This window comes from Fulvimarina uroteuthidis (assembly GCF_034321785.1).
In the GTDB taxonomy this organism is placed as follows: Bacteria; Pseudomonadota; Alphaproteobacteria; order Rhizobiales; family Rhizobiaceae; genus Fulvimarina; species Fulvimarina uroteuthidis.
Window position 1 is genome coordinate 128,756 of sequence record NZ_JAXLPB010000002.1, and the last position, 24,969, is coordinate 153,724.

Genomic DNA, 24,969 nt, shown 5'->3' on the forward strand with positions numbered 1-24,969 from the left:
TCAGGGACCTGTCGGCGGCGTCAGGCCAGTCTTGTCAGCTCTTCACGCCTTCGACATACCAGTCCATCTTCAGGAGATCTTCCTCCGAAAGGGTCTCGCCTTCGGGAACGCGGACTTCGCCGGACTGGTCGGTGATCGGGCCGGTGAAGACCTCGTAGGTCCCGGCCTTGGTGTCGTCATAGACCTTCTGCGCGGCCTCCTTGACGTCCTCGGGCATCTTGTCGCTGAACGGCGACATGACGACCTCGCCGTCCGCCATGCCGAGCCATACATTGTCCGCTTCCCAGGAGCCGTCGAGAACCGCTTCGACGCGCTTGACGTAATAGGGGCACCAATCGTCGACGATCGCGGTCATGTGCGCGTTCGGCGCGAAGCTCGACATGTCGGACGCCTGGCCGAAGGCGATCGCGCCGGCCTTCTCTGCGGCCTGCAGCGGCGCGGGCGAATCGGTGTGCTGGGTGATGACGTCGGCGCCCTGGCTCAGCAGCGCGTTGGCCGCGTCCGCCTCCTTGGCGGGATCGTACCAGGAGTTCACCCAGACGACCTGGGTCTCGAAGTCCGGATTCACCTTCTTGGCCGCCAGCGTGAAGGCGTTGATGCCCATCACGACTTCCGGGATCGGGAAGGAGGCGATGTAGCCGGCCTTGCCGCTTTCCGACATCTTGCCGGCGATGGTGCCGAGGACCGCGCGGCCCTGGTAGAACTTGGCGTTGTAGAGGCTCATATTGTCGGAGCCGGTCTGGTAGCCGGTCGCATGCTCGAACTTCACGTCCGGAAACTGCTTGGCGACCTTGATGGTCGGGTTCATGAAGCCGAAGGAGGTGGTGAAGACGATGTCCGCGCCATCCTGAGCGAGCTGTCGGATGACGCGCTCGGAATCGGGGCCCTCGGCGACATTTTCCACGAATGTCGTCTCGACCTTGTCGCCGAGCTGCTCGACCATGCACTTGCGCGCTTCGTCGTGGGCGTAGGTCCAGCCGAAATCACCGACCGGGCCGACATAGACGAAGGCGGCCTTGACCTTGTCCTTGGCGCCGGAATCCTGGGCGAAGGAGGCCGGGATCGCAAGGCTTGCGGCGGCGAAGGTGGCGGCCGAAAGAAGCCGGCGCTTGGTGAGTTTGAACATTTGGATACTCCTGTGGGACGGGACGGGGTGTCAGGCGGTCGCCCGGAAGGACTTGCCGAGGCAGGCGGGCGCGTTGGCATCGCCCTTGCGGGCGAAGGAGATGATGGCGAGGACCGCGATCGTTGCCAGATAGGGAAGCGCGGCGAGGAATTCGGGCGCGAACATGTTGAAGCCCGCAGCCTTGGCCTGAAGCTCCATGGTGATGACGAGGCCGAACAGATAGGCCCCCAGCAGCAGGCGGCCGGGCTTCCAGGATGCGAAGACGACGAGCGCGATGGCGATCCAGCCGCGGCCCGCGGTCAGCCGCTCGGCCCACATGGGCGTCAGGACGAGCGAATAATAGCAGCCGGCAAGCCCCGCCATCGCCCCGCCGAAGAGGACGGCGAGATAGCGGATCTTCAGCACCGGATAGCCGATCGCATGGGCCGCCTCGTCGCTTTCGCCGACCGCGCGCAGAACGAGGCCGCGGCGCGAATGCCGGAGGAACCACCAGACGGCGAGCGTCAGGGCGAGCCCCAGATAGACCAGCGGCGAATGGCCGAAGACGAGCCGCATCAGCGGATCGTCGAACGCGAAGAGCGGCCCGAGCGTCGCGGTGGTGATGCCGACGAAGGGCGCCCCGATCAGCGCCGATACGCCGGTGCCGAAGATGGTGAGGGCAAGGCCCGTGGCGACCTGGTTCGCCATCAGCGAAAGCGTCAGGACCGCGAACACCAGCGAGACCAGCGCTCCGGCGCAAAGCGCCGCGAGCGCGCCGAAGGTCGGCACGCCGGTGACGTAGGCGACCGCGAAGCCTGTGACCGCGCCGATGAGCATCATGCCCTCGACACCGAGATTGAGAACGCCGGACTTCTCCACGACGAGTTCGCCGAGGGCGGCGATCAGGAGCGGGGTCGCGGCACCCGCCACGGTCATCAGGATGGCGACGAGGAGATCGAGAGTCATGCGCGCGATGCCTGCGGTCTGGCGGCCGTCGTCCGCTTCAACCGATAGGAAGCCAGGATATCGACGCCGAGAAGGAAGAAGAGCATCAGCGCCTGGAACACGCCGGCGGCGGCATTGGGCAGGCCGATCGCCGTCTGCGCGTTCTCGCCGCCGACATAGGTGAGTGCCAGAACGAGGCTGGCGGCGAGAATTCCGATCGGGTTCAAGCGCCCGAGAAAGGCGACGATGATCGCGGTGTAGCCGTATCCGGTCGGAAACTGGGGCACCATCTGGCCGAAGGGGCCCGACGCTTCCAGAATGCCGGCGAGCCCGGCCATGCCACCGCCGATGAGAAGCGCGAGCCAGATGGTGGAGCTTCCCGAAAAGCCGGCAAAGCGCGCAGCCTTCGGGCTGGCGCCCACGGTGCGCACCTGAAAGCCGACGATGGTGCGCGCCATCAGGGCCCAGGCCGTGAGGGCGAGCGCCACGGCGATCGGCACGCCGTAATGGACGAGCGTGCCGGGCACCACCATGGGCAGGGTCTGATCGGAGGTGAACATGGCCGTCTGCGGGAAGTTGAAGCCCATCGGGTCCTTCCAGGGCCCGCGCATCAGGTAATAGAGTAGCTGGATCGCGACATAGTTCAGCATCAGCGAGGACAGGATCTCGTTGACCCCGAGCTTCACCCGCAGAAACGCCGGCACCGCCGCATAGGCCATGCCACCCAGAATGCCGGCGAGGAGCATCACCGGCAGGATCCATGATCCCGCAAGATCGAGGGTGTGGAGCGCGACCCAGGTTCCCCCGAGGCCGCCGAGAATGTACTGGCCCTCCGCGCCGATGTTCCACACATTGGCGCGAAAGCCGATGGCGAGACCGGTCGCGATGATGGCGAGCGGCGCGGCCTTCACCAGAAGGTCCTGCCAGCGATAGGGGTTCAGGAGCGGCGCGACGAAGATCTCGTAGACGGCCGAGAACCCGTTATGGCCAAGCAGCGTGAAGAGGATCGCGCCGGTGAGAAGCGCGCCGAAGACCGCGATGACGGGCGCGGCGAGACTGGCCTTGCGGCTGACGTCCGCCCGCGGCTCGAGCGTGTAACCCATCATGCCGCCCTGTCCGTGCCGGAAACCTGCCTTGCATCGATGCCGTCCTCGCCGTGGACGCCGCCCATCAGGAGGCCCACCGTCTCGATCGAGACCGTCTTCACGTCCATCGCCTGCGACAGCGCCCCGCCATTGATGACGGCGAGCCGATCCGACAGCTGGAGAAGCTCGTCGAGATCCTGGCTGACGACGAGAATGGCGGCGCCTTCGGCGGCCAGGTCGATCATCGCCTGGCGGATGAATCCGGCCGCCCCCGCATCGACGCCCCATGTCGGCTGCGAGACGATGAAGACGGCGGGGCCGGTCATGATCTCGCGGCCGACGACGAACTTCTGCAGGTTGCCGCCGGACAGGCTGGCCGCGCGCGCCTTTGTTCCGGTGGCCCGCACGGAAAAGGCCTCGATGACGGAGCGTGCATATGCCCTCGCCTTGCCCGGGCGCAGGAAGCCGCCGGCGGCGAGTTGCCTTGGTCCGCGCGCCGAAAGCAGCGTGTTCTCGGCAAGCGACATGGCGCCGACCGCGGCGTGGCCGTTGCGCTCCTCGGGCAAGGCGGCAAGACCCTTTTGGCGCCGTCCGGTGACACCGAGCCGCGACAGGTCCTCGCCATCCAGAAGGATCGCGCCGGAAGCTCCGTGCAGCCTCTCGCCGGACAGGACCGAGATCAGCTCGTTCTGGCCGTTGCCGGCAACGCCTGCAATGCCGAGGATTTCGCCGGCCCGGATGGAAAAGGAAACGTCCTTGAGACTGGTGCCGAAGGGGGGCTCGCCGGGCGCCGAGAGGTTGCGGACGACGAACCGCTCGCGTCCGGCCGTGCCGTCGGCCTTCTGCGACAGATCCTTCAGCGATCCGCCAATCATCATCTCGGCCATGGACCGGGCGGTTTCCTCGGCAGGATCGCAGGTCGCGACCACCTTGCCGGCGCGCAGGATCGTCGCCGTGTCGCACAGCGCCTTGATCTCGGACAGCTTGTGGGAAATGTAGAGGATCGAGCAGCCCTCGGACTTCAAGGTGCGCAGGGTCTCGAACAGGCGATCGACCTCCTGGGGCGTCAGAACCGATGTCGGCTCGTCCATGATGAGCAGCCTGGGGTTCTGGATCAGGGCCCGCACGATCTCGATGCGCTGGCGCTCGCCGACCGACAGGGTGTGGACGACGCGGTGCGGATCGAGGGAGAGGCCGTAGGTCTTCAGCACCGCGCGAACCCGCGCTTCCAGTTCCCGGTTCGGCGGCGGCCTGTCCATGCCGAGCGCGATGTTTTCCAAGACCGTCATCGCCTCGAACAGCGAGAAATGCTGGAACACCATGCCGATGCCGAGCGCGCGCGCCTCGTTGGGCGAACCGATCGCGACGGTCCGGCCGTCGAAGGAGACGGTGCCCTCGTCGGCGTGCTGAACGCCGTAGATGATCTTGACCAGGGTCGACTTGCCGGCGCCGTTCTCGCCGAGAAGAGCGTGAATCTCACCGGGCGCCACGGCGAACGAAACGTCCTCGTTGGCGATCACGCCGGGAAAGCGCTTGGTGATGCCGGAGAGCTCGAGGCGCGGCGTCATGGAATGCGGGGTATCCCTGGAAGTTGCGTCGTCTTATTATGGCATTACAAAGGAGCGTCTGCCAAGCGAACGGGCAGTGTTTTCTGATGGTATGAAAGAAGGCACGTGCACAGTTCCGCGGCGGTCAGGGCGGCGATCACCGCAGGCCGCTTGTCGCGCAGGGCCGAGCCGCCCAGCGGCAGCGTCAGCCGCGCCAGATCGGCCTTCCGGCCAAGTTCGCCCAGATAGGAGCCGAACCGGGCACGCTTCGTCGCCGAGCCGATCATGCCGACATAGGCGGCGTCACGGCGCTCGAGCGCGGCGGCGGCGATGAGAAAATCGAGCGCATGGTCGTGGGTCATGACGACGAAGGCGGAGCCGGGAGGCGCGGCGGCGACCAGCGATTCGGGCATGGCGGCGGCGATCGTCCGGATGGTTTCGGGGACGGCGGCGAGCGCGTGCGCGCGCGAATCGATCAGCGTCGTCTGCAGCGGCAGCGGCGCGAGCGCCGCGGCCAGCGCCGAGCCGGTATGGCCCGCCCCGAACAGATAGACCGAGGCCTGCGCGGCGCGGGCGGCCTCGGCGTCCCGCGCCTTGCGCTCGGCAAGCGCCTCCGTCACCCGCTCGAAGAGGAGTTCGACCCGTCCCCCGCAGCACTGGCCGATGCGCGGCCCGAGGGCGATCGAACGCGTCTCCCGCACCGCACCGCTCTTCAGCATATGCCGCGCCAGATCGATCGCGTCGAATTCGAGGCGCCCGCCGCCGATCGTGCCGCGCTGGCCCGCCTCGGTGACTTCGAGCGTCGCGCCCGCTTCCCGCGGGGTCGACCCCTCCGCCGTCAGAACCGTCACGAGAATGCCGAAAGGTGCAACCAAGAGCGCGCGCCGTCTTGCTGGATCGATGGGCCGGGAAAGGTGGGCCGGAAACGGCCAGCCGTCGAAATGGCGGCGGCAGGCGCTTCAACTTCGCGCGTTCGCATGTCCGTGGCAAGACGGGACGGCGGACCGGGCGGAACCGGTCGATCGATCCGACCGGCTGGTCCGTCAGGGGCGGGCATCGGCTTGCGCGCGCACGCCGCGGCGGTTCCTGGCGGAGGACTCGTAATAGCTGCGCTTGGCCTCGTACATGAATTCGTCCGCCCGCTGCACCGCATCCTCCAGGCGTTCGTCCTTCTCGCAGACGGCCAGTCCCATGGCGAAGGAAAGCCTGGCGCCGGGGTAGAACTTGTTGTTGATCGCGACGAGCTTCTCGATCTGGCGCATCAGTGTCGTGCCGTCCTTCTCGCCCGTTGCAGGCATCAGGACGACGAACTCGTCGCCGCCGATCCGGGCGGCCTGCTGGGGCGCGGAAACGGCCTCGCGCAGCACCTCGCCCGCCCGGCGAAGCAGCATGTCGCCGGCGGCGTGGCCGAGCTTGTCGTTGACCGGCTTCAACCCGTTGAGATCGGCGACGATCACGGTGACCGGATGCGGGCCGCAGCGCTCGAGCCGCTGCAGCTCGTCGTCGAAGAAGGAGCGGTTGCGCAACCCCGTCAGGACGTCGTGCTTGCCGAGATATTCGAGATAGGCCTCGGCTTTCTTTCGGGCCGTGATGTCGGTCAGCGCGACCTGCGTCAAGGACCAGTCGCGCTCGTGGCCCGGGAAGACGGAAAACTGCATGTGGACGTGCAGGGCCGAGCCGGTCAGATCGTAATTGATGACCTCGCGGGTGTGGAACAGCTCGCCCTCCCACAGCTTGATGAGCTGTTCCTTGAAATGGGGCCGCATGTCGTCCCGGAAGACTTCGTTCAAACGCGCAAGCAGCTCCGACTTCGAGGAGGCCTTGAAGAGTTCGATCGTGTGCCGGTTGACGTCGACGACCTTGATCTCGCGCATGCAGCGCTCGACGAATTCGGGATGGACGTCGACGAAGGTCCGGAAGTCGCTGACGCCGCGTGCCTTGACGTCCTCCAGCAGCTCGCGGATCTTGCTGAAATCCTCGACCCAGAGCGAAACCGGCGAATGCTCGAACAGGCCGCGCGAGAAGGCTTCGCTCTCGCCGAGCCGCCGCAGGCTTTCCTCGCGATCCGACACGTCCTCCGTCGAGACGAGAACGCGTTTCCAGTCATGCTCGTGGCCCGGCATGATCCGCCCCTTGACCTGGATGTCCAGGGGTTCTCGATCCAGCGTGTAGTTGACGGCGAGACTGACGAAACCGTTGTCGCCGCGATACAGCTGGCACAACTCCCCCTTCAGCGTGCCGAACATGTTGCCCGAGAACACGATGTCGAGATTGTCCTGGAGCACGGCGAGCGAGGGGGCGGCGAGCAGCGACAGCGTGCGCGCGTTGACGTCGAGGATCCTGATGGCGCGCGCGGCCTCTTTGAGAAGGCCGGGCCGGGCGGCCAGATGGGCGTCGAGATCCTCGACCCCTTCGCGGCGCCAGGTGTCGATGAGTGCCTTGACGCCGCTCCAGTCCTCCAGCCAGAGCGGGACCGGCGCATGGGCGAAGGTGCTGTCGGCGTGGCGAACCCTCGGTTCCCCACGTTCCTGGCTCGAAGGCGATGCAACCGTATGCGTCATCGAAATGCCTTTTGAGATCGTCGCTTGCGTATTGAAGAACGAGACCCTTCGGAATGTTCCCCTCCGCAAGCCAGGCAAGGCTACCGGTTCTGACCTGATGTCACAACAACGCACACGCCGGCCGTGCAACGGCGTTCGCGCAAAGACCATGAAAAAGGCGACCCGCAGGTCGCCTCTTCCGATTGAAGGAACGCAACCGGACGCCGGTTTGCGCGGGATGGCGGAACGAGGTTTCAGGCCGCCTTCTTGAGCTTTGCGTCGGCGGGAAGCTCGATATCGACTTCGAGCGTCGAGACCGTGGCGCCCTTGTCCATCTTGACCATGACCTTTTCGCCATCGACCGAGATATGCTTGGCGATCACCTGGATGATCTCCTCGCGAAGCAGGGCGATCAGGTCCGACTGGCCGTCGTTGAGGCGCTCGTGGGCAAGGAGAATCTGGAGGCGTTCCCTCGCGAGTGGCGCCGATTCGCGCTTCTGGAAAAAGTTGAAGAGGTTCATGCGGCCCTCCGACCGAAGAACTTGCCGAACAGACCGCGCTTCTCGCCCGGGATGGACATCGCGATCTCTTCGCCGCAAAGACGGCGCGCCGCGTTCTGATAGGCGATCGACGGTGCGGAATTGTTGTCCGACATCGTCACCGGCGTACCGAGGTTCGATGCGCGCAGCACTTCGAGGCTTTCCGGAATGATGCCCAGAAGCGGGATCGAGAGAATGTCGAGAACGTCCTCGACCTTCAGCATGTCGCCGCGCTCGGCGCGGTTGTGGTCGTAGCGGGTGAGCAGCAGATGCTTCTCGATCCGCTCGCCGTTCTCGGCCTTCATGGTCTTCGAATCGAGAAGGCCGATGATCCTATCGGAATCGCGGACCGAGGAGACTTCGGGATTCGTGACGACGACCGCGATGTCGGCATGGCGCATGGCCAGGGTGGCACCGCGCTCGATGCCGGCCGGGCTGTCGCAGATGATCCAGTCGAACTCCTTCTTGAGCTCTTCCATGACCTTCTGGACGCCCTCGGCGGTGAGGTTGTCCTTGTCGCGGGTCTGCGACGCCGGCAGCAGGAACAGCGTATCGCAACGCTTGTCGCGGATGAGGGCCTGGGGAAGCTTGGCATCGCCCTGGACCACATTGATGAGATCGAAGACGACGCGGCGCTCGGCGCCCATCACCAGATCGAGATTGCGCAGCCCGACATCGAAATCGACGACGACGACTTTCTCGCCTCTCTGGGCAAGCGCCGCGCCGAGCGCGGCGGTCGACGTGGTCTTGCCGACGCCGCCCTTGCCCGATGTCACAACGATCGTCTTTGCCATGTTCATGCTCTCCTGTTCCTCGGCATCATGCCGGGATCGTCCCCGGTTTCATTGTTGAACCGCGTGGGTGCTGGGGACGACACGGCCACCGCGCCGCCCCGGACCCCGTCACGGCTAGATCTTGTCGGCGCGAATGGTTTCCCCGTCGAGCCAGATGGTTACGGCCTGGCCGACGAGGCCGGCATCGAGATCGTCGGGCATCTTGTACAGCCCATCGATCGCCACGAGTTCCGCCTCGAGCTTCGAGCAGAAAATGCGGGCATTGGTATTGCCGACCGATCCGGCCAGCGCACGGCCGCGCAGCGTGCCGTAGATATGGATCGAACCGCCGGCGACGACTTCCGCGCCGGAGGAGACCGAGCCGACGATGGTCACATCGCCTTCCGGGAAGATGATCGACTGGCCGGAGCGAACCGGACGGTCGATCACGATCGAAGGAAGCTGGGTGGACTGGTCCGAGACGAGGGGCGCAGGCTGCGGCCTGGTCTTTTCCGCGACCGCCGGCGTGCCGCCGGACGTCTCGTCCGCCTTGCCGTCGTTCGTCCCGGCGGGGGCGGCGTCCGGCCGGCCGACCGCGGCTGCCGGGTCGATGTCGGCGGCGGGGCGCCCGCCCTGCATGGCCGGCGGCATGCCGATGCCGAGAAGCGAATGGCGCGCGCCTTCGATGCCCATGATGCGGACCGAGCGCTCGCCCAGTTCGCCGATGAGATCCTTCAACTGCTCCTGCGTGATGTCGAGGCCTTCGACATCGAGGACGATCGGCCTGCCGAGGAAGAAGCCGGTGGAGCGACGGGCAAGATCATCGAGCCGTGCGAGCCAGTTTTCGAAAGGCAGTTCGGGCGACAGCTGGATCGCCAGGAACGAGCGTCCCTTGAGTCGGATCGGGCGCTTGTCGGAAGGGGTCTCGGACATTCGTTCGTCGTTTTCCAAAGGTTGGTTCCGACCGCGCCGTCATGGCGGGACAGGAAAGAAGTTAATTGGACGTTACCGGCCGAGGCCTGCGCAAAACTGACGCTTCACGCTGTTTGCCTTACAATGTGCGCCGGGACGTCCGGACGAGGTCGTTGAAAAGACGACGCTTTGCGGTTTCGCAGGCTCTGGCGGCGGCGCCCCCCCGCAAGCCGCAACGGGACAGGCGGGCCGCGACCCTCCATGCGCGATCCCGCCGCCGCGGCCCTTGCGGCTCCACCTGCGCCGCAAGGGCGCCGGTTTGACAAGGCCGGCCCTTTATGGGACCCAAAACGCGCGACAGGGGCATCCGGCTTTCGCGGCCGGGTTGAGAAGCACCCTTTGAACCTGAACCGGATCATACCGGCGGAGGAAGTTGCGGGTGTCGGCTTCGTCTGTCGTGACGGGGCAAAGCCCCTCCCTCTTGCCGAAGCAGAGGGACCGAGCATGCAAGACCCTTCCAGCACAGTCGGCCAGACGAAGGAACGAGCGCCTCGCGCCTGCGGCCGTCCCGGCACCGAACACGGGAGCGCGGCATGATCGCGAACATTCTTTCGATCGCCGGGTCCGATCCGTCCGGCGGGGCCGGCATCCAGGCCGACATCAAGGCGATCTCGGCCAATGGCGGCTATGCGATGGCCGCGATCACGGCACTCACCGCGCAGAATACGACAGGGGTGCAGGGCTTCACGCCCGTCGACCCTTTCATGGTACGCGACCAGATCGCGGCGATCGCCGCCGATATCAGGATCGACGCGATCAAGATCGGCATGCTCGGCAATGCCGGCATCATCGAGGTCGTGGCCGATGCCCTCGAACGGATCGAGGCGCCGGTGGTGCTCGACCCGGTGATGGTCGCCAAAGGCGGCGACCGCCTGCTCGCCGCGGATGCGGTCGCGGTGCTGCGCGAGCGCATCCTGCCGCGCGCGCGCGTGGTCACGCCGAACCTGCCGGAAGCCGGCGATCTCCTCGGCGAACCGGAGGCGCGGGACCTGAACGCCATGCGGGCGCAGGGCGAACGGCTCCTGGCGCTCGGCTCGAAGGCCGTTCTCATGAAAGGCGGGCATCTGCCCGGCGGCGAGGCGACGGATCTCCTCGTCACGCCGGGGGGCGAAACGGTGCTGAGCGCTGCGCGGATCGCGACGAAAAACACCCATGGCACGGGCTGCACGCTGTCCTCCGCGCTCGCCACGCAGCTCGGGCTCGGCCTCGACCTGACGCAGGCCGTTCGCCGGGCGAAAGCCTATATCGGCGGCGCGATCGCGGCGGCGGACGCGCTTCAGGTCGGCCACGGCCACGGCCCTGTCCATCATTTCTTCGACCACCAGACATCATCCACCACCACAGGAGCGTGCTGACATGTCCTTCGTCACGCAAATCGAGACCGAGAACGCGGAACGTCTCGCCGCCATCCACGCCATGCCCTTCAATGCCGAACTGACCGACGGGCGCCTGCCGCCGGAGACGTTCCGGTTCTACATCGTGCAGGACGCCCATTATCTCGAGGGCTTCGCCCGGGCCCTCGCCCTTGCCGCGTCCCGCGCGCCCGATCCCGAGACGATCGCCCGGCTCGCCGGTTCGGCGAACGGCGCGATCATGGTGGAGCGCCAGCTCCACGACGAATACATGACGCTCTACGGGGTGACGCGCGAGGCGTTCCTGAAGACCCCGCCCTCGCCGGCCTGCGACCATTATGTGAGTTCCCTCGTGCGCGCGGCGGCGATCGATCCGTTTCCCGTCGCGGTGGCGGCGCTCCTGCCCTGCTTCTCGATCTATCTCGCCGTCGGCGAGGCGATCCACGCCAAGGCGGTGTCCGATCATCCCTACCGCGCCTGGGTTGACACCTATGCGGGCGAGGAGTTCGCCTTTGCGGTGCGCGGCATGCGCGATCTCACGGACCGCCTTGCGCAGGAAGCGGACGCCCGCCTTCGCGCCAGGATGCAAGCCGCGTTCGAACGCTCGGTCTGGCACGAATGGATGTTCTGGCACAGCGCCTATCACCGCGACGCCTGGCCGATGCCGGACAGCGCCGGGCTCCAGATGTGACGGGGTGGAAGCTGCCGGCTTTCCGGCGCCGGCGCGGAGCATCGCGCGTCCGCTCAGCCGCACGATGCTGGCGCGATCTCTTCGACCTTACGCGCTGGGCTTTCCGACCATCGATCCCGATCTGCGGGCCGATCCCTGGAGGCGGAGCGAGCGCGGCTCCGGACGGTTGACGCGTCCCTGCCCCGCGCCAGCGGCGCCGGGCCCTGCCGGCGGGTTCGTCAGGTCAGGCTGGCGTCCCCGCTCAAGGGTGCCAGGGCGGCTTCGACCCGGGCGCGTTCGGCAGGGCCAAGGGGCAGAAGCGGCCGCGGCAGTTCGGCCGTGCCGAGATCGAGCAGGTCGAGCAGGGCGGTGACGACGCGCAGGCTGCCGAAGGACCTGAACGTGTTCCAGAGAGGCTGGCACGCCGCATCGATGCGCAACGCCTCTTCCGCGTCGCCGGATGTCGCGGCACGCGCCAACGTGACAGCGAGCTTCGGCATGATGCCGCCGATCACCGAATACCAGGCGTCCGCACCCGACATCAGCACCGAGCGCCCGTGCCAGTCGCAGCTGAAGCCGATGGCGATGTCGGTTCGCGCCCGCAAGGCCGCGAGTTCGGCCGCCACGTCCTGACCGTCCCGCGCCGGCATCTTGATCGCCTCGATCGTCCGGATTTCGGACAGGCGCGCGACGAGGTCGTGGCTGAAGGTGAAACGGGTCGTCGACGGATTGTCGTAGATGCAGAACGGCAGGCCGGAGACACCGGCGACGGCCCGGTAATGTTGGTAGGCCTCTTCATCCGTCAGCGGCGCATAGGAAACCGGCGCCATCAAAAGCGCGTCCGCGCCGTTGGCTTCGGCATCGCGGGCAAGGCCGATCGCCTCGTCGGTGCGCAGCGCGCCGACGCCGACGATGATCGGGAGACGATTGTCGACACATGCGACCGCCGCCTCGATGGCGCGCCAGCGTTCGTCGCGCGTGAGATAGGCGTAATTTCCGGTACTGCCGAGAAGACCGATCGAGGCCGGCCCCGCTTCGCAGATGCGCTCCAGGAGACGGCAGAGGCTTTCGACGTCGACCCGGCCGGACGCATCCGTCGGCGTGATCGGAAAGACGGAAAGACCATGGAACGGCGACGTACTGGACATGCTAGGAACCCTTCTCGATCCACAAGGGTCCAAAACGTCAGCCGCGCGGGCAAAGTCCTGTGCTGGTGATCGTCACGAAGATCGACGAGAGACCCAAAATCAGCATTATATGTGATTTTCTCCCGCGAGACGCGTATTCCTTCAACCCGTCTCCAAGCTGACCAGACGGCGTTACCCGGTTGCCGCCTCCTTCGTCCGGGCCCGCGGCTGCGGCGACGATTTGCCGGCGAGAAACTGCTCGTCCAGCGCATAGCCGGCGCCGCGCACCGTCCGGATGGGGTCGCGGTCCCTGGAGCGGTTGATCGCCTTGCGCAGCCGGCCGACATGGACGTCCACGGTGCGCTCGTCGACATAGATGTCGCGGCCCCAGACCCCGTCGAGCAGTTGCTCGCGGTTGAAGACGCGGCCCGGCGCCTGCATGAAGAATTCGAGCAGCTTGTATTCCGTCGGCCCGAGCTTCAGTTCGCGGCCCGCGCGGCGCACACGGTGCGAGGAGCGATCGATTTCCAGATCGCCGGCCGACAGGACGCTCGCGACCTTTTCCGGGTTGGCGCGGCGCATCATCGCCTTCACGCGCGCGGTGAACTCGCGCATGGAGAACGGCTTGACGACATAGTCGTCGGCCCCGACGGACAGGCCCTGGACGCGCTCGCTTTCCTCGCCCCGCGCCGTCAGCATGATGACGGGAAGCAGCGCGGTTTCGCTGCGCTGGCGCAGCCGGCGGCAGATCTCGACACCGGACAGGCCGGGCAGCATCCAGTCGAGCACCAGGAGATCGGGCACGTCTTCCTTGAGGCGAAGATCGGCTTCGTCGCCGCGCGCGATGACCTCGACCTGATAGCCCTCGGCTTCCAGATTGTAGCGCAGGAGAACGCCGAGCGCTTCTTCGTCCTCGACGACGGTGACGCGCAGGCTCATGGGGCGGCACTCTCGACGGCGGCCTCGACGGCGTTCTGGGTGAGCGTCGTGGAGCGGTCGTCCTTCGGACGATCGGTCGACATTTCCTCGCCGGTGCGAATGTAGAAGATCGTCTCGGCGATGTTGGTCGCATGGTCGCCGATGCGCTCGATGTTCTTTGCGCTGAACAGAAGATGGGTGCAGGCGGTGATGTTGCGCGGATCTTCCATCATGTAGGTCAGGAGTTCGCGGAAGATCGAGGTATAGACCGCGTCGATCTCCTCGTCGTTCGCGCGCACCACCTGCGCCCGCTCGTGGTCGCGCGTGCCGTAGGCGTCGAGGACGTCCTTCAGCTGGTCGATGGCGAGCTCCGACAAGTGCTCGATGCCGCGCACCAGCTGGTTCGGCTGAGGGTGGTTGTGGACGGCGAGAACGCGTTTGGCGATGTTCTTGGCGAGATCGCCGATCCGCTCCAGATCGCTCGAGATGCGGATCGCGCCGACGATCTCGCGAAGATCGGTCGCGAGCGGCTGGCGTTTGGCGATCGTCAGGATCGCCTTTTCGTCGACCTCGCGCTGGGCGGCGTCGAGGATCACGTCGTCGGCGATGACCGATTGCGCAAGGCCGGAATCGCCGCGCACCAGCGCCGTGACCGACTGTTCCAGCATCCGCTCGGCCTGCCCGCCCATCTCGGAGATCCGACGGACGATATATTTCAGTTCATCTTCGTAGGAAGAGACGATATGCGAAGCCATCGTGGCCTCCTTGTCGGGTTTTGGGGCCAGGGGCCCATTCTCATCCGGGTCGGGTCGGGTCGGGTCGGGTCGAATTGGCTCGGCCGGCTGCCCTATGGCGCGCCGCAATGGGCGGCGCGTGGCCTGAAGCGTCAGCCGAACCGGCCCATGATGTAATCCTGTGTTCTCTTGTCGTCCGGGTTCGAGAACATTTTCTCGGTCTCGCCCACCTCGGCAAGGTCGCCCAGATGGAACATCGCCGTCATCTGGCTCACGCGGGCGGCCTGCTGCATGGAGTGGGTGACGATGACGATGGTATAGTTCTGCTTCAGCTCGTCGATCAGGGTCTCGACCGTCGCCGTCGCGATGGGGTCGAGCGCCGAACAGGGCTCGTCCATCAGGATGACCTCCGGCGAGACCGCGATGGCGCGGGCGATGCACAGGCGCTGCTGCTGGCCGCCGGACAGGCCGGTGCCCGGCTCGTCGAGCCGGTCCTTGACCTCGTTCCACAGGCCCGCCCGCTTGAGGCTCGTCTCGACGATCCCCGCAAGCTCGTCCTTGTTGCGGGCAAGGCCGTGGATCTTCGGGCCGTAGGAGACATTGTCGAAGATCGACTTCGGGAACGGGTTCGGCTTCTGGAACACCATGCCCACCCGGGCCCGCAACTCGACGACGTCGAGGTCCGGATCGTAGATGTCGTCGCCGTCGAGAAGAATCTTCCCCGACACCTTGGCGGCGTCGATCGTGTCGTTCATCCGGTTCAGGCAGCGCAGATAGGTCGACTTGCCGCAGCCGGAGGGGCCGATCAGCGCCGTGACCTGACGCTCCTTCACATCGAGCGATATGCCGTTCAGCGCCTGCTTGTCCCCATAATGGACTTTGACATTCTCGGTCTTCATCTTGATCGGCATTTGGGCGGGCACGGCGGGACCTTTGTTCAGCGACGCTTGGAAATGTTCCATCATATTCATACTACCACCGTTGTTCGAACCGGCGACGCAGGAAAATCGCCGTGATGTTCATGAGGGCAAGGAAGCCCAGGAGGATCATGATCGCGCCCGAGGTGCGTTCGACGAAGGCGCGTTCGGCTTCGTTGGCCCACATGTAGATCTGAACCGGCAGGGCGGTGGCAGCGTCCATCGGCGTATCGGGATAGTCCGCGACGAACGCGACCATGCCGATGAGGAGCAGCGGCGCGGTCTCGCCGAGCGCCTGCGCAAGGCCGATGATGGTGCCGGTGAGAATGCCGGGCGCGGCGAGCGGCAGGACGTGCTGGAACACGGTCTGGTTCTTCGACGCCCCGAGCCCGAGCGCCGCCCAGCGGATCGAGGGCGGCACGGCGCGCAGCGCCGCCCGGGTCGCGATGATGATGGTCGGCAGGGTCATCAGGGTGAGCACGAGACCGCCGACGACGGCGGCCGAGCGCGGCAGGCCGAACCAGTTGATGAAGACGGCGAGGCCGAGGAGACCGAAGACGATCGACGGCACGGCGGCCAGATTGTTGATGTTCACCTCGATGAGGTCGGTGAACTTGTTCTTGGGCGCGAATTCCTCGAGATAGATCGAGGCCGCGACGCCGATCGGCAGGGCGAGCACCAGGACGATCAGCATCATGTAGGCCGAGCCGAGGATCGCGACGCCGACGCCCGCCGTCTCGGCGCGCGAGGATGCGCCGTGGGTGAACAGGCCCCAGTTGAAGCGCTGCTGCAGATAGCCTTCGGCCTCGAGCCGCTGGATGTATTCGAGCTGCAGGTCGCTGATCGGACGCCGGCTTTCGGGGACGTTCAGATCGTACTGGCCCTTCATCGCGCTGTCGAGTTCGGAATCGGCATAGAGCCAGACCTCTTCGGTCGTGCCGATCTTGGACAGATCGCCCATGACGATGTCGCGCAGTTCGACGCTGACGCCGGTGGAGACGAGCTTGCCGGCCGCCGTCATGGCCGCCTTGTCCTCCGGATCGATCTCGAGAAGCCGGGCGAGGCCTTCGCGCGCAAGCTGCGGATAGTTCGCCATCAGAAGCTTGGTCTGGCTTTCGGCCGCCTGTTCCGGGGTTCCGAGCATATCCTGCGAGAACGTGATCGGAACGCGGATCTCGGTCTGCCAGAAGGCCGTGTAACCCTTCGAGACGACGGTGAAGAGCAGGAAGACGAGCGCGAAGATGCCGAGCGATATCGCGGCGACGCCGTACGCCTTGAAGCGTTTCTCGGAGGCGTAGCGCTTCCGGATGCCGATGTCGCGGCGCCCCTTCGTGGTATCGGCAGCGTTGTCGGAAAGGCCGTTCGCCGTGACGTCGGTCATTCGTACTGCTCCTTGTATTTGCGCACGATGTAGAGGGCGTAGACGTTGAGGCAGAGCGTGATGACGAACAGCGTGATGCCGAGGGCGAAGGCGACCAGGGTCTGCGGCGACGTGAATTCCAGATCGCCGGTCAATTGCTGGACGATCTTCACGGTGATGGTCGTCATGGCTTCGAACGGATTGATCGTGATCGTCGCGGCGACGCCGGCCGCGAGCACCACGATCATGGTTTCGCCGATGGCGCGGGACGCCGTCAGGAGCAGCGCCGACACGATGCCCGGCAGGGCCGCCGGCAGCACCACCTGCTTGATCATTTCCGAACGCGTCGCGCCGAGCCCCAGGGCGCCGTCCCGCAGGGAGCGCGGCACGGAGGTGATGATGTCGTCAGACAGAGACGACACGAAGGGGATCAGCATGATGCCCATGACCAGACCGGCCGTCAGGACGCTCTGGGCCTGGATGAACGGCGCATAATCGCCGCTGACGAGACCGGAGAGCTGGCTCGAAAGATCCCGCAGGAACGGTCCCACCGTGACGAGGGCGAAGAAGCCGTAGACGATGGTCGGGATGCCGGCCAGGATTTCCAGCAGCGGCTTGACCACCGAGCGCGTGCTGTTGCGGGCGTACTCGGCCATGTAGATCGCGGCGAAAAGCCCGATCGGGACGGCGACCAGCATGGCGACGGACCCGATATAGAGCGTGCCGGCCAGGAGCGGGATGAGACCGAACTGGCCTTCCGTCCCACCGGAACCGGCCGCGGAGAAGCGGGGCTCCCAGGTGGTGCCGAAGAAGAACTCCATGGGAGAGATCCGGCCGAAGAAGTCGATCGTCTCGAACAGCATGGAGAAGATGATGCCGACCGTCGTCAGGATCGCGATCGAGGACGCCACGATCAGCATCACGTTGACGACGCTTTCGACCTGGTTGCGGGCGCGCAGCCTGAGGGCGAGCCGGCGATAGCCCCAGAAGGCGCCGGCGGCGGCCAGAAGGATGACGGTGACCGTCATCGCGATGCCGCTGATCGACTGCAACGCGTTGCGCTGGAGGGCTAACGGCACCATCCAGTCGGCCGTGGCGGACGCGACGGGCATGCCGCGCCGCTGCAGCATGGGCGTCAGTTCGGCGATCGGCGTCTGGTCGGACACCTCGGCGCGCTCGTCGTCCGGCAGGACGGTGAGGCCCGCACCGAGGGATTCGATCATGCCGTAGGCCAGATCCTCGGTCAGGGCCGACTGGGCGAGGACATTGTCCGGAAAGTCGCCGCGCACCGTGATCTGGATGAGGATCGGCGAGACGATCAGCCACGCGGCCAGCACCAGCAGCGAGGGGATCAGGGCCCAGGACACCACGTAGGATGCGTGATAGACGGGGCGCGAGTGAAGGCGCTTGCCGTCCTCGCTACGAAAGCCGCGCGCGCGGCGGTAGCCGAGCACGGCACCGATGGCGGCGATGACGAAGACGATGATCAGAATGGTTGACGTCGACAAGCGTCTCGTCCTCTTTCCGGCCGTTTCGGTGAAATCGTGTGCATGAACCGGACCGCGAGCTGCGGGCCGCTCCGAGAAGGCGCCCCGTCATTCCAGGGAACGACAGGGCGCGGCAGGCCTGGGATGCCGCCGATGGCGACATCCCGTTTCGTCCTGGGAGTCCGATCAGCTCGCGTTTGCGATATTGGTGCCGTCTTCGAACTGCTTGACCTGCTCCTCGCGCTCTTCGGCCGGCAGCGCGACGAGGCCGTAATTGACCGTCGGCGAACCCTCGCCGGTCATCTGCTCGGACAGGAAGAAGTTCACGTATTCGGCAAGGCCGGGAACAACGCCGAGATGGGCGCGCTTCACGTAGAAGTAGAGCGGACGCGACACCGGATATTCGCCGGACGCGACGGCCTCGGCGGACGGGACGACGTCGTTGATCGTCGCCACCTTCAGCTTGTCCTGGTTCTGCTCGTAGAAGGCGAGACCGAACACGCCGACAGCCTGCTGGTCGGCATCGATGCGGGCGAGCGTCTCGGTGTAGTCGCCGGAGATCTCGGAGACCGTGCCGTCGCCGCGGATGCTCATGCAAGCGTCTTCGGCAGCATCCTCGTCCATGCCGCCATCCATGAAGGCCTTCATGGCGCCGCTGTCTTCACAGCCCTGCAGAAGCACTTTTTCCTCGAAGACTTCGCGGGTGCCGTGGTTCGATGCGGGGATGAACGCCGTGATCTTCTGATCGGGAAGGGAGGCGTCGATCTCGGACCAGTTGGTGTAGCTGTTGTCCACCACTTCGCCATCCTTGGCGACCTTGGAGGCCATCGCCTGGAACACGGTGGCGGGGGTCAGCTTGAAGTCCGGACCATTCGCGGAGGAGGCGAAGACGATGCCGTCATAGCCGAACTTGATTTCGCTGATGTCCGAAACGCCGGCGGTCTTGCAGGCTTCGATCTCGTCCGGCTTGATCGCGCGCGAGGCGTTCGCGATGTCGATCGTGGAAGGGCCAACGCCCTGGCAGAACTGCTTCAGACCGGCCGAAGAGCCACCCGATTCGACGACGGGAGTCGGGTAGTTCGGGAAGGTCTCGCCAAAGTTCTCGGCGACGATCTGGGCGTAGGGGAGAACCGTGGAGGAACCGGCAACCTGGATCTGCTCGTTCGACTGGGCGAAGGCTGCACCGGTGAGAGCGGTCGTGGCACCGAGTGCCAGCGTGGCGATGAGAATCTTTTTCAAGGCTCTGAGTCTCCCTTCAAGGAGTTTGGGACGGGTTTTCTTGAGAAGCCGCGTCGGGGTGCAGCCTCCGAACAATCAAGTTCGACGGAGTCCTATTCCGTTTCGAAGAACGGTATATGACAGGAGAGCTACAGTTTTATGACAGTGCAAAGCACTGAAATGCATTGGCTTTCAGAATTTCTCAGGCGCCCTTACGACAATCGGCCGAAACGGGTCGTAAATGTCGCCCCGTGCCCGGGCTCGGATTGGACCAGCAGCCGCGCCTTGTGCCGCAGAAGGATGTTGCGCACGATCGCAAGGCCGAGGCCCGTGCCCTTCATCGCCCGCGAGCTGCCGACATCGACCCGGTAGAACCGCTCGGTGAGGCGCGGCTGGTGCTCGATCGGAATGCCGGGGCCGAAATCGACGACCGAGGCGTCGACGATCGGGCGGCCATGCTCCTCGCCGGTTCGCAGGCGCAGGATCACCCGCCCGCCGGAGCGCCCGTACTTGCAGGCGTTCTCCACGAGGTTGGAGAACACCTGGATCAGCTCGTCGGCATCGCCCGCGACGCGCGCCGGCTCCGCCCCGAGGTCCAGCTCGATCACAAGGCTCATCTGGCGCGCGAGCGGCGCCAGCTGATCGCCGACCTTCTTCAGCGTATCGCCGAGATCGACGGGTTCTGAGACCGGCAGATGACGCTTCATCTCGATGCGCGAGAGCGACAGGAGATCGTCGATCAGCCGCGACATCCGCCCGGCCTGGTCGCGCATGATCTCCAGAAACCGTTCGCGCGCGCCCGCATCGTCCTTCGCCGGCCCCTGCAGGGTCTCGATGAAGCCGATGAGGGAGGCGAGCGGCGTCCTGAGTTCATGGCTCGCATTGGCGACGAAATCGGTGCGGATGCGCTCCGTCGCGCGGGCCGCCGTGCGGTCGTAGAAGATGATGAGGAAGAAGACCGGCGGGACCCCGTCATGGCGCGGGATCGGCAGGACCTCGATCTGGAAACTGCGCTCGGCGCCGCGTCGCTCGTCGAACAGGGTGGACGTGCGCTGCCCCGTCGCGATGGCATCCTCGATCGCGGAGATCACATGGGGCGCGCGGAAACGCAGGGTGATCGATTCGTCGGACCGCAGCGGCCCGAGCGGTGCGAGCGAGGCCGGATTCTGGAACTTCAACGTCAGATTGCGGTCGACGACGAGAACCGGCTCGGCAAGCGCCGTGACGATGTCCTGCGCGCCGGGATCGAGCAGCGCAGGGTCGCGGCGGACCTCGATCGTCTCGGGTTCGATGCGGCGCGCCTTGGCGGGCCAGAACAGAACCGCGAGAACGAGCGCCGAGAGGATGGCGAGTTCGGGAAACGTCTCGGGATGCAGGAGGCCGATGCCGACCGCGCCGGCCAGAAGCACCAGCGCAACCCGCTTGCGACGCCTGGCCCGGGCCTCTGACGGCTTGTGCTTTTCGGACGATCTCATGGCTGGAAGGCTGTCATTCTCTGTCCCGTCCAGGCGACGTCGGGCAGAGCCCGCGCCCGCATCGGCCCGGGGCGAACCCCGTCATCGCGCGCCATGGCACGGCCGCGCGGTCCCGGACATTCGGCCTTCGGAGCCACGATCCGACGCGATGCATCGGACATCATCGGCATGACGGCCTCCCCGTCGCATCAGGCCGGGCCCGCCGCATCGAGGGATGCCGGCTCGTCGGCCTTGTCGCCATGTGGGACCAGGGAGCCGTGAACGTCCATCATCATCTGAATCGATCCCCTGTCCCCTGCACTCTCGATCGGGCTTCGACGGCAGGCCGGGCCCGCCGCCGCCGCGCCGATTGATAGACCACGCGGCACTGAATTGCCGCAAGGCGTGGACGCCGGAATAATTCGCCTTCCCCTCCCCTTTTATGACACCGGTTTGACTTCGGCCTGTCGACGCGCCCGACGCGCCCGACGCGCGACGGCGTTCGGCCGCACGGCCTGTCGTGTCGTGCCGCCGATCCTGGCCGGTTTTTTCATGCGCGTTTCGGGCGTCGCGCGTTGCCCGGCCGGCCGGCGGTAGGGCGACGCCGCAGCGAGCATTTTCTCGCTCGCTCCGCTGGAACCCAGGGGTGCGGCCAAGAAAAGCGCCGCCACGTCGACCCGTCCGGGAGGTGATGAGAATTGTAAATAACCTGTATTTAAGACTCCGTCGTCCAGTATGGGTCAAATCACGCTGGACGTATGATGATGGCGCATGATCTGAGCGAAGTTGCACACGCGTTGATCAGGGGAGTTGCGATTTTTGCTCTCATCACGCTCGCCTATGGCTTCCTGACCCGCAATGTTGCCGCCATTGTCTCGAAAGGCGTTGCCGTCGGCATGGCATTCGGTCTTGCCGCTGTCTACGCGATGTCGGATCCCTTCACCCTCGCGCCCGGCGTTATCATCGACGCGCGAGCCGTCATTCTCGTTCTTTCGGCACCTTTCGGCGGCTCCATAGCCGCCATCGTCAGCGGAACGATCGCCGGAACATACAGGATCTCGCTCGGAGGGGCCGGGGCGCCCGTCGGTGTCACGGTCATTTTCGCATCCGTCACGATCGGCATGGTGTGCGCCCGCCTCCTCGAACGCCACGATGGCGGATACAATATCAGGCAGCTGGTGATGCTTGCGACGGCCGGAACGGGTCAGAGCCTGCTCCTTCTCCTCATTCCGTTCTTCGCGCCCGGCATTAATGCGTCTGCGATGATCGTCCCTCACGTGATCGCAAACTGGATCGGCATTCTGCTCCTCGGTGGCTTTCTTACCAACGAAAACCGGCGACGGCACGAAGCGCGGGCACTGGAACGGTTTGCCATCACCGATCCGTTGACGGGTCTCCTGAATCGCCGGGCATTCGATTGGTCCGTCGCGGAAGCCGTGAACGCGTCCGGACAACTGAAAGGGCGAACCGGCTTGCTGATCGTCGATATCGACAACTTCAAGAGCTTCAACGATCGGTGGGGGCACGCGGTCGGCGACCAGGTTCTGCGCCATGTTGCGGAAGCAATCAAAGAAGAAGTCCGAAACGTCGATACGGTCGCGCGGTTCGGAGGTGAGGAGATCGTTGTGCTTCTGCCGGCCCTGGACGTTGCGCGAGCCTCGGCCGTTGCCGAACGAATCCGAACCACGATCGACGAGAACGTGTTTCACTTCAGCAAGATCGTCGGAAATGTAACCGTCAGCATCGGTGTCGCGGTTGGCGAACCCGCCGTCACGTTTGTGGAATTGTTCAATGCGGCCGATCAAGCCCTGTACCGGGCGAAGGCGCTTGGTCGAAACCGGATCGATATCGATCCGGTACCGCTTGATACCCCGATCGCGGCCTGAATTCGCGTCGAAGATGGCTCGGGATTTACACGCCGCAGGCCAGGGCCTGGCTGCCCGCAAGCGCATCGTCCTCCGATAGGACTCGCGGCCACTCCATTCTTCGGCGCGGGGCGTGCCTTTGGTCCTGCGAACGTCCGGGAGGTCGCGGCACCGGGGCGCCCGGGAGATGGGGCGAGCGCAACGGGGCGATGCACCCTGATCCGTCGAACGCATGATCGGCAGATCGGCCGCCGACGGCTTTCCCGCATCATGCCGCGAGACTTCCCGCCCCCTGAAATCCCGCGGCGTTCGACGGCTATCTGACTGGCCGACAACGAAATAATCGCGTTTTCCGTGACGGATATCGGGAACGGAGTGCCGGGCGAACGATTCCCGGAAGACCGATGGGCGCCGTTTCGAGATCCGGCGCTCCCCACTGATCGAAAGGACGGACACCATGGCGAAGGATCCGCGCACCGCTTATCCGCAACCCCCACAGCCCTTGCAGAGACAGTCGCTTCCCGGCGAGACGAACGCCATGGATCCCAAACCGGATCACGGCGAGGAAAGCTACAAGGGCTCCGGCAAGCTCGCCGGACAGGCCGCGATCATCACCGGCGGCGATTCCGGCATCGGCCGCGCCGTCGCCATCGCGTTCGCCCGCGAGGGCGCGGATGTCCTCGTGTCCTATCTCGACGAAGACGAGGACGCGGAGGAGACCAGAAACTGGGTGGAGAAGGCCGGCAAACGCTGCGTGTTGATGCCCGGCGACGTGAAGGACGAAGCCCATTGCAGCGCCATCGTGGAACGCGCCGTCTCCGAGTTCGGACGGCTCGACATCCTCGTCAACAACGCCGCGCATCAGAAGGTCATCGACGATCTCGAGGCGTTGACCGCAGAGGAACTCGACGTGACCTTCCGGACCAACGTCTATTCGATGTTCTTCATGGTCAAGGCCGCGTTGAAGCACTTGAAGCCGGGCGCGACCATCGTCAATACGACGTCGATCAACGCCACCGACCCCTCGGCGGGCCTCCTGCCCTATGCCGTCACCAAGGGCGCCATCTATAATTTCACCGGCGGGCTCGCCCATCGCCTGATCGATCGCGGGATCCGGGTCAATGGCGTCGCACCCGGCCCGATCTGGACCCCGTTCATCCCGGCGACCATGACCGACGAGAAGATCAAGTCGTTCGGCTCGTCGACGCCGATCGGGCGCGCGGGCCAGCCGGCCGAACTCGCGCCTGCCTATGTCTATCTGGCATCGGACGATTCGACCTATGTCACCGGCGAGGTGATCGCCGTCACCGGTGGCCGGTTGATGCTCTAGAACGCGCAGCGTCCCGCCCGCGGCCTGCCGGACATGTCTCCATCGCACCTTTCGAACGAAGTCCGCCCTCGCTGGGGCGGATTTCGGCGCGTAACCGCACGCGTTCGCACGCACCGCGACGCAACGCCAAAGGCGCCACTCCCACGATTGGCGGGGAACTCGAACCATCGATCTTGCCGAGAAAACGAATGGTACGGTTGGGTGGTCTCGAACCACCGACCTCCGGAGCCACAATCCGACGCTCTAACCAACTGAGCTACAACCGCACGGCGGGGCCGCCTCGTTTTCACGAAGGGCGCCGCGACGAGGAGGGAGATAAATCGTTTTCCATTCGCGTGCAAGGGCCGGATGTCGTGGGCTGGCCTACTTTGCCTGGGCGAACAGAATTCGCAACGCGAATGCCGAGAAGACGCCGGCGAACAACCAGTCGATGGCCCGCGTCACCTTCGGCCTGCGCATCAGCGTGGCCGACAGGCGTTCGGCGACGAAGATCATCGGGATCGTCAGGGGCAGCGCCACGGCAATGAAGAACAGGCCGAGAAAGACCAGCTTTCCTGCCGCGTGCGGATCGGATGCGGAGACGAATTGCGGCAGGAACGTCACGAAGAACAGGATAATCTTCGGATTGAGAAGGTTGATGCCGAGGCCGGTCAGCCAGTGCCGGACGATCGATTGTCCGCCCCCTTGCCGGCCCGCCCCGAGATTGAGCGCGGAGCCGGAGACGATCGCCTGGACGGCCAGGAAGACGAGATAGGCCGCGCCGACGATCTTCAGCACGAGGAAGGCCTCCGGGGAGGCCGCGATCAGGGCCGAGATCCCGAAGGCGGCCAGGCTGGTGTGGACGAGAATGCCGCTCGACGCCCCGAGCATCGCCGCCAGGCCGGCCGCCCGTCCGAACGAAAGGGTCCGTCCGAGGAACAGCGTCATGTCCGGCCCCGGCGTGATGGTGAGCACGACGGCGGCGAGGAAGAACGCGGCAAGCGTGGAGACGTCGGGAACGAAATGCATGGTGCTCGTGTCGATGGGGAGAC

At 65.5% G+C, this 24,969-nt stretch carries 22 protein-coding genes, 1 tRNA gene and 1 riboswitch; of the genes, 4 read left to right on the forward strand and 19 right to left on the reverse strand.

The window, feature by feature from the left end:
* Positions 1–34: 34 nt before the first annotated feature.
* From U0C82_RS05590 to minC, 9 genes are all read right to left on the reverse strand, one after another.
* Positions 35–1,126, reverse strand: a complete 1,092-nt coding sequence (locus U0C82_RS05590; RefSeq protein WP_322186105.1) for a BMP family ABC transporter substrate-binding protein — start codon at positions 1,124–1,126, stop codon at positions 35–37.
* Positions 1,127–1,156: 30 nt separating this feature from the next.
* A complete protein-coding gene (locus tag U0C82_RS05595; protein ID WP_322186106.1) occupies positions 1,157–2,071 on the reverse strand; it encodes an ABC transporter permease in 915 nt (304 codons plus the stop codon).
* Entirely contained in the window at positions 2,068–3,156 is a 1,089-nt protein-coding gene (locus U0C82_RS05600; RefSeq protein WP_322186107.1) for an ABC transporter permease, read from the reverse strand. The genes U0C82_RS05595 and U0C82_RS05600 overlap by 4 nt, the downstream gene beginning before the upstream one ends.
* The gene (locus tag U0C82_RS05605) at positions 3,153–4,703 is read right to left on the reverse strand and encodes an ABC transporter ATP-binding protein (protein WP_322186108.1); all 1,551 of its coding nucleotides are present in this window, start codon (positions 4,701–4,703) and stop codon (positions 3,153–3,155) included. The genes U0C82_RS05600 and U0C82_RS05605 overlap by 4 nt, the downstream gene beginning before the upstream one ends.
* Positions 4,704–4,747: 44 nt before the next feature.
* Positions 4,748–5,557 (reverse strand): xanthine dehydrogenase accessory protein XdhC, encoded by an 810-nt coding sequence (gene xdhC, locus U0C82_RS05610; RefSeq protein WP_322186109.1) that lies wholly within the window; start codon positions 5,555–5,557, stop codon positions 4,748–4,750.
* Positions 5,558–5,725: 168 nt separating this feature from the next.
* Positions 5,726–7,243, reverse strand: a complete 1,518-nt coding sequence (locus U0C82_RS05615) for a sensor domain-containing diguanylate cyclase (protein WP_322186110.1) — start codon at positions 7,241–7,243, stop codon at positions 5,726–5,728.
* A gap of 233 nt (positions 7,244–7,476) precedes the next feature.
* Entirely contained in the window at positions 7,477–7,743 is a 267-nt protein-coding gene (minE, locus tag U0C82_RS05620; RefSeq protein WP_322186111.1) for a cell division topological specificity factor MinE, read from the reverse strand.
* Positions 7,740–8,555, reverse strand: a complete 816-nt coding sequence (gene minD, locus U0C82_RS05625) for a septum site-determining protein MinD (protein ID WP_322186112.1) — start codon at positions 8,553–8,555, stop codon at positions 7,740–7,742. The genes minE and minD overlap by 4 nt, the downstream gene beginning before the upstream one ends.
* Before the next feature lie 114 nt (positions 8,556–8,669).
* Complete coding sequence (minC, locus tag U0C82_RS05630) at positions 8,670–9,467, reverse strand: septum site-determining protein MinC (RefSeq protein ID WP_322186113.1); 798 nt, start codon at positions 9,465–9,467, stop codon at positions 8,670–8,672.
* Positions 9,468–9,795: 328 nt separating this feature from the next.
* Positions 9,796–9,895, forward strand: a riboswitch (TPP riboswitch).
* A gap of 144 nt (positions 9,896–10,039) precedes the next feature.
* Here minC and thiD point away from each other — a divergent pair.
* Together thiD and U0C82_RS05640 are read left to right on the forward strand one after the other, a co-directional pair.
* The gene (thiD, locus tag U0C82_RS05635) at positions 10,040–10,861 is read left to right on the forward strand and encodes a bifunctional hydroxymethylpyrimidine kinase/phosphomethylpyrimidine kinase (RefSeq protein WP_322186114.1); all 822 of its coding nucleotides are present in this window, start codon (positions 10,040–10,042) and stop codon (positions 10,859–10,861) included.
* A 1-nt stretch (position 10,862) separates the two neighbouring features.
* On the forward strand, positions 10,863–11,549 hold the full coding sequence (locus tag U0C82_RS05640) for a TenA family protein (RefSeq protein ID WP_322186115.1): 687 nt from the start codon (positions 10,863–10,865) through the stop codon (positions 11,547–11,549).
* Between the two features lie 218 nt (positions 11,550–11,767).
* Here U0C82_RS05640 and U0C82_RS05645 read toward each other — a convergent pair whose 3' ends face one another.
* The 8 genes from U0C82_RS05645 to U0C82_RS05680 all read right to left on the reverse strand — a co-directional run bounded on the left by U0C82_RS05645 (position 11,768) and on the right by U0C82_RS05680 (position 20,764).
* Positions 11,768–12,676 (reverse strand): dihydrodipicolinate synthase family protein, encoded by a 909-nt coding sequence (locus U0C82_RS05645; RefSeq protein ID WP_322186116.1) that lies wholly within the window; start codon positions 12,674–12,676, stop codon positions 11,768–11,770.
* Between the two features lie 171 nt (positions 12,677–12,847).
* Positions 12,848–13,594, reverse strand: a complete 747-nt coding sequence (phoB, locus tag U0C82_RS05650; RefSeq protein WP_322186117.1) for a phosphate regulon transcriptional regulator PhoB — start codon at positions 13,592–13,594, stop codon at positions 12,848–12,850.
* Entirely contained in the window at positions 13,591–14,328 is a 738-nt protein-coding gene (gene phoU / locus U0C82_RS05655; RefSeq protein ID WP_322186118.1) for a phosphate signaling complex protein PhoU, read from the reverse strand. The genes phoB and phoU overlap by 4 nt, the downstream gene beginning before the upstream one ends.
* A 131-nt stretch (positions 14,329–14,459) precedes the next feature.
* Complete coding sequence (pstB, locus tag U0C82_RS05660; RefSeq protein ID WP_322186855.1) at positions 14,460–15,218, reverse strand: phosphate ABC transporter ATP-binding protein PstB; 759 nt, start codon at positions 15,216–15,218, stop codon at positions 14,460–14,462.
* A 61-nt stretch (positions 15,219–15,279) separates the two neighbouring features.
* Entirely contained in the window at positions 15,280–16,605 is a 1,326-nt protein-coding gene (pstA, locus tag U0C82_RS05665; protein ID WP_322186119.1) for a phosphate ABC transporter permease PstA, read from the reverse strand.
* Positions 16,602–18,092 (reverse strand): phosphate ABC transporter permease subunit PstC, encoded by a 1,491-nt coding sequence (pstC, locus tag U0C82_RS05670; RefSeq protein WP_322186120.1) that lies wholly within the window; start codon positions 18,090–18,092, stop codon positions 16,602–16,604. The genes pstA and pstC overlap by 4 nt, the downstream gene beginning before the upstream one ends.
* A gap of 165 nt (positions 18,093–18,257) precedes the next feature.
* Complete coding sequence (locus U0C82_RS05675) at positions 18,258–19,310, reverse strand: PstS family phosphate ABC transporter substrate-binding protein (RefSeq protein WP_322186121.1); 1,053 nt, start codon at positions 19,308–19,310, stop codon at positions 18,258–18,260.
* Between the two features lie 191 nt (positions 19,311–19,501).
* The gene (locus tag U0C82_RS05680; RefSeq protein WP_322186122.1) at positions 19,502–20,764 is read right to left on the reverse strand and encodes an ATP-binding protein; all 1,263 of its coding nucleotides are present in this window, start codon (positions 20,762–20,764) and stop codon (positions 19,502–19,504) included.
* A 905-nt stretch (positions 20,765–21,669) separates the two neighbouring features.
* Here U0C82_RS05680 and U0C82_RS18935 point away from each other — a divergent pair.
* Positions 21,670–22,629, forward strand: coding sequence for a GGDEF domain-containing protein (locus U0C82_RS18935; RefSeq protein ID WP_416186647.1), 960 nt, complete (start codon positions 21,670–21,672; stop codon positions 22,627–22,629).
* A gap of 436 nt (positions 22,630–23,065) precedes the next feature.
* Positions 23,066–23,938 (forward strand): SDR family oxidoreductase, encoded by an 873-nt coding sequence (locus U0C82_RS05690; protein WP_322186124.1) that lies wholly within the window; start codon positions 23,066–23,068, stop codon positions 23,936–23,938.
* Positions 23,939–24,127: 189 nt separating this feature from the next.
* Here U0C82_RS05690 and U0C82_RS05695 read toward each other — a convergent pair.
* Both U0C82_RS05695 and U0C82_RS05700 read right to left on the reverse strand, forming a co-directional pair.
* Positions 24,128–24,204: transfer RNA gene (locus U0C82_RS05695), tRNA-His, on the reverse strand.
* A gap of 97 nt (positions 24,205–24,301) precedes the next feature.
* On the reverse strand, positions 24,302–24,946 hold the full coding sequence (locus U0C82_RS05700; protein WP_322186125.1) for a LysE family translocator: 645 nt from the start codon (positions 24,944–24,946) through the stop codon (positions 24,302–24,304).
* Between the last annotated feature and the right edge of the window lie 23 nt (positions 24,947–24,969).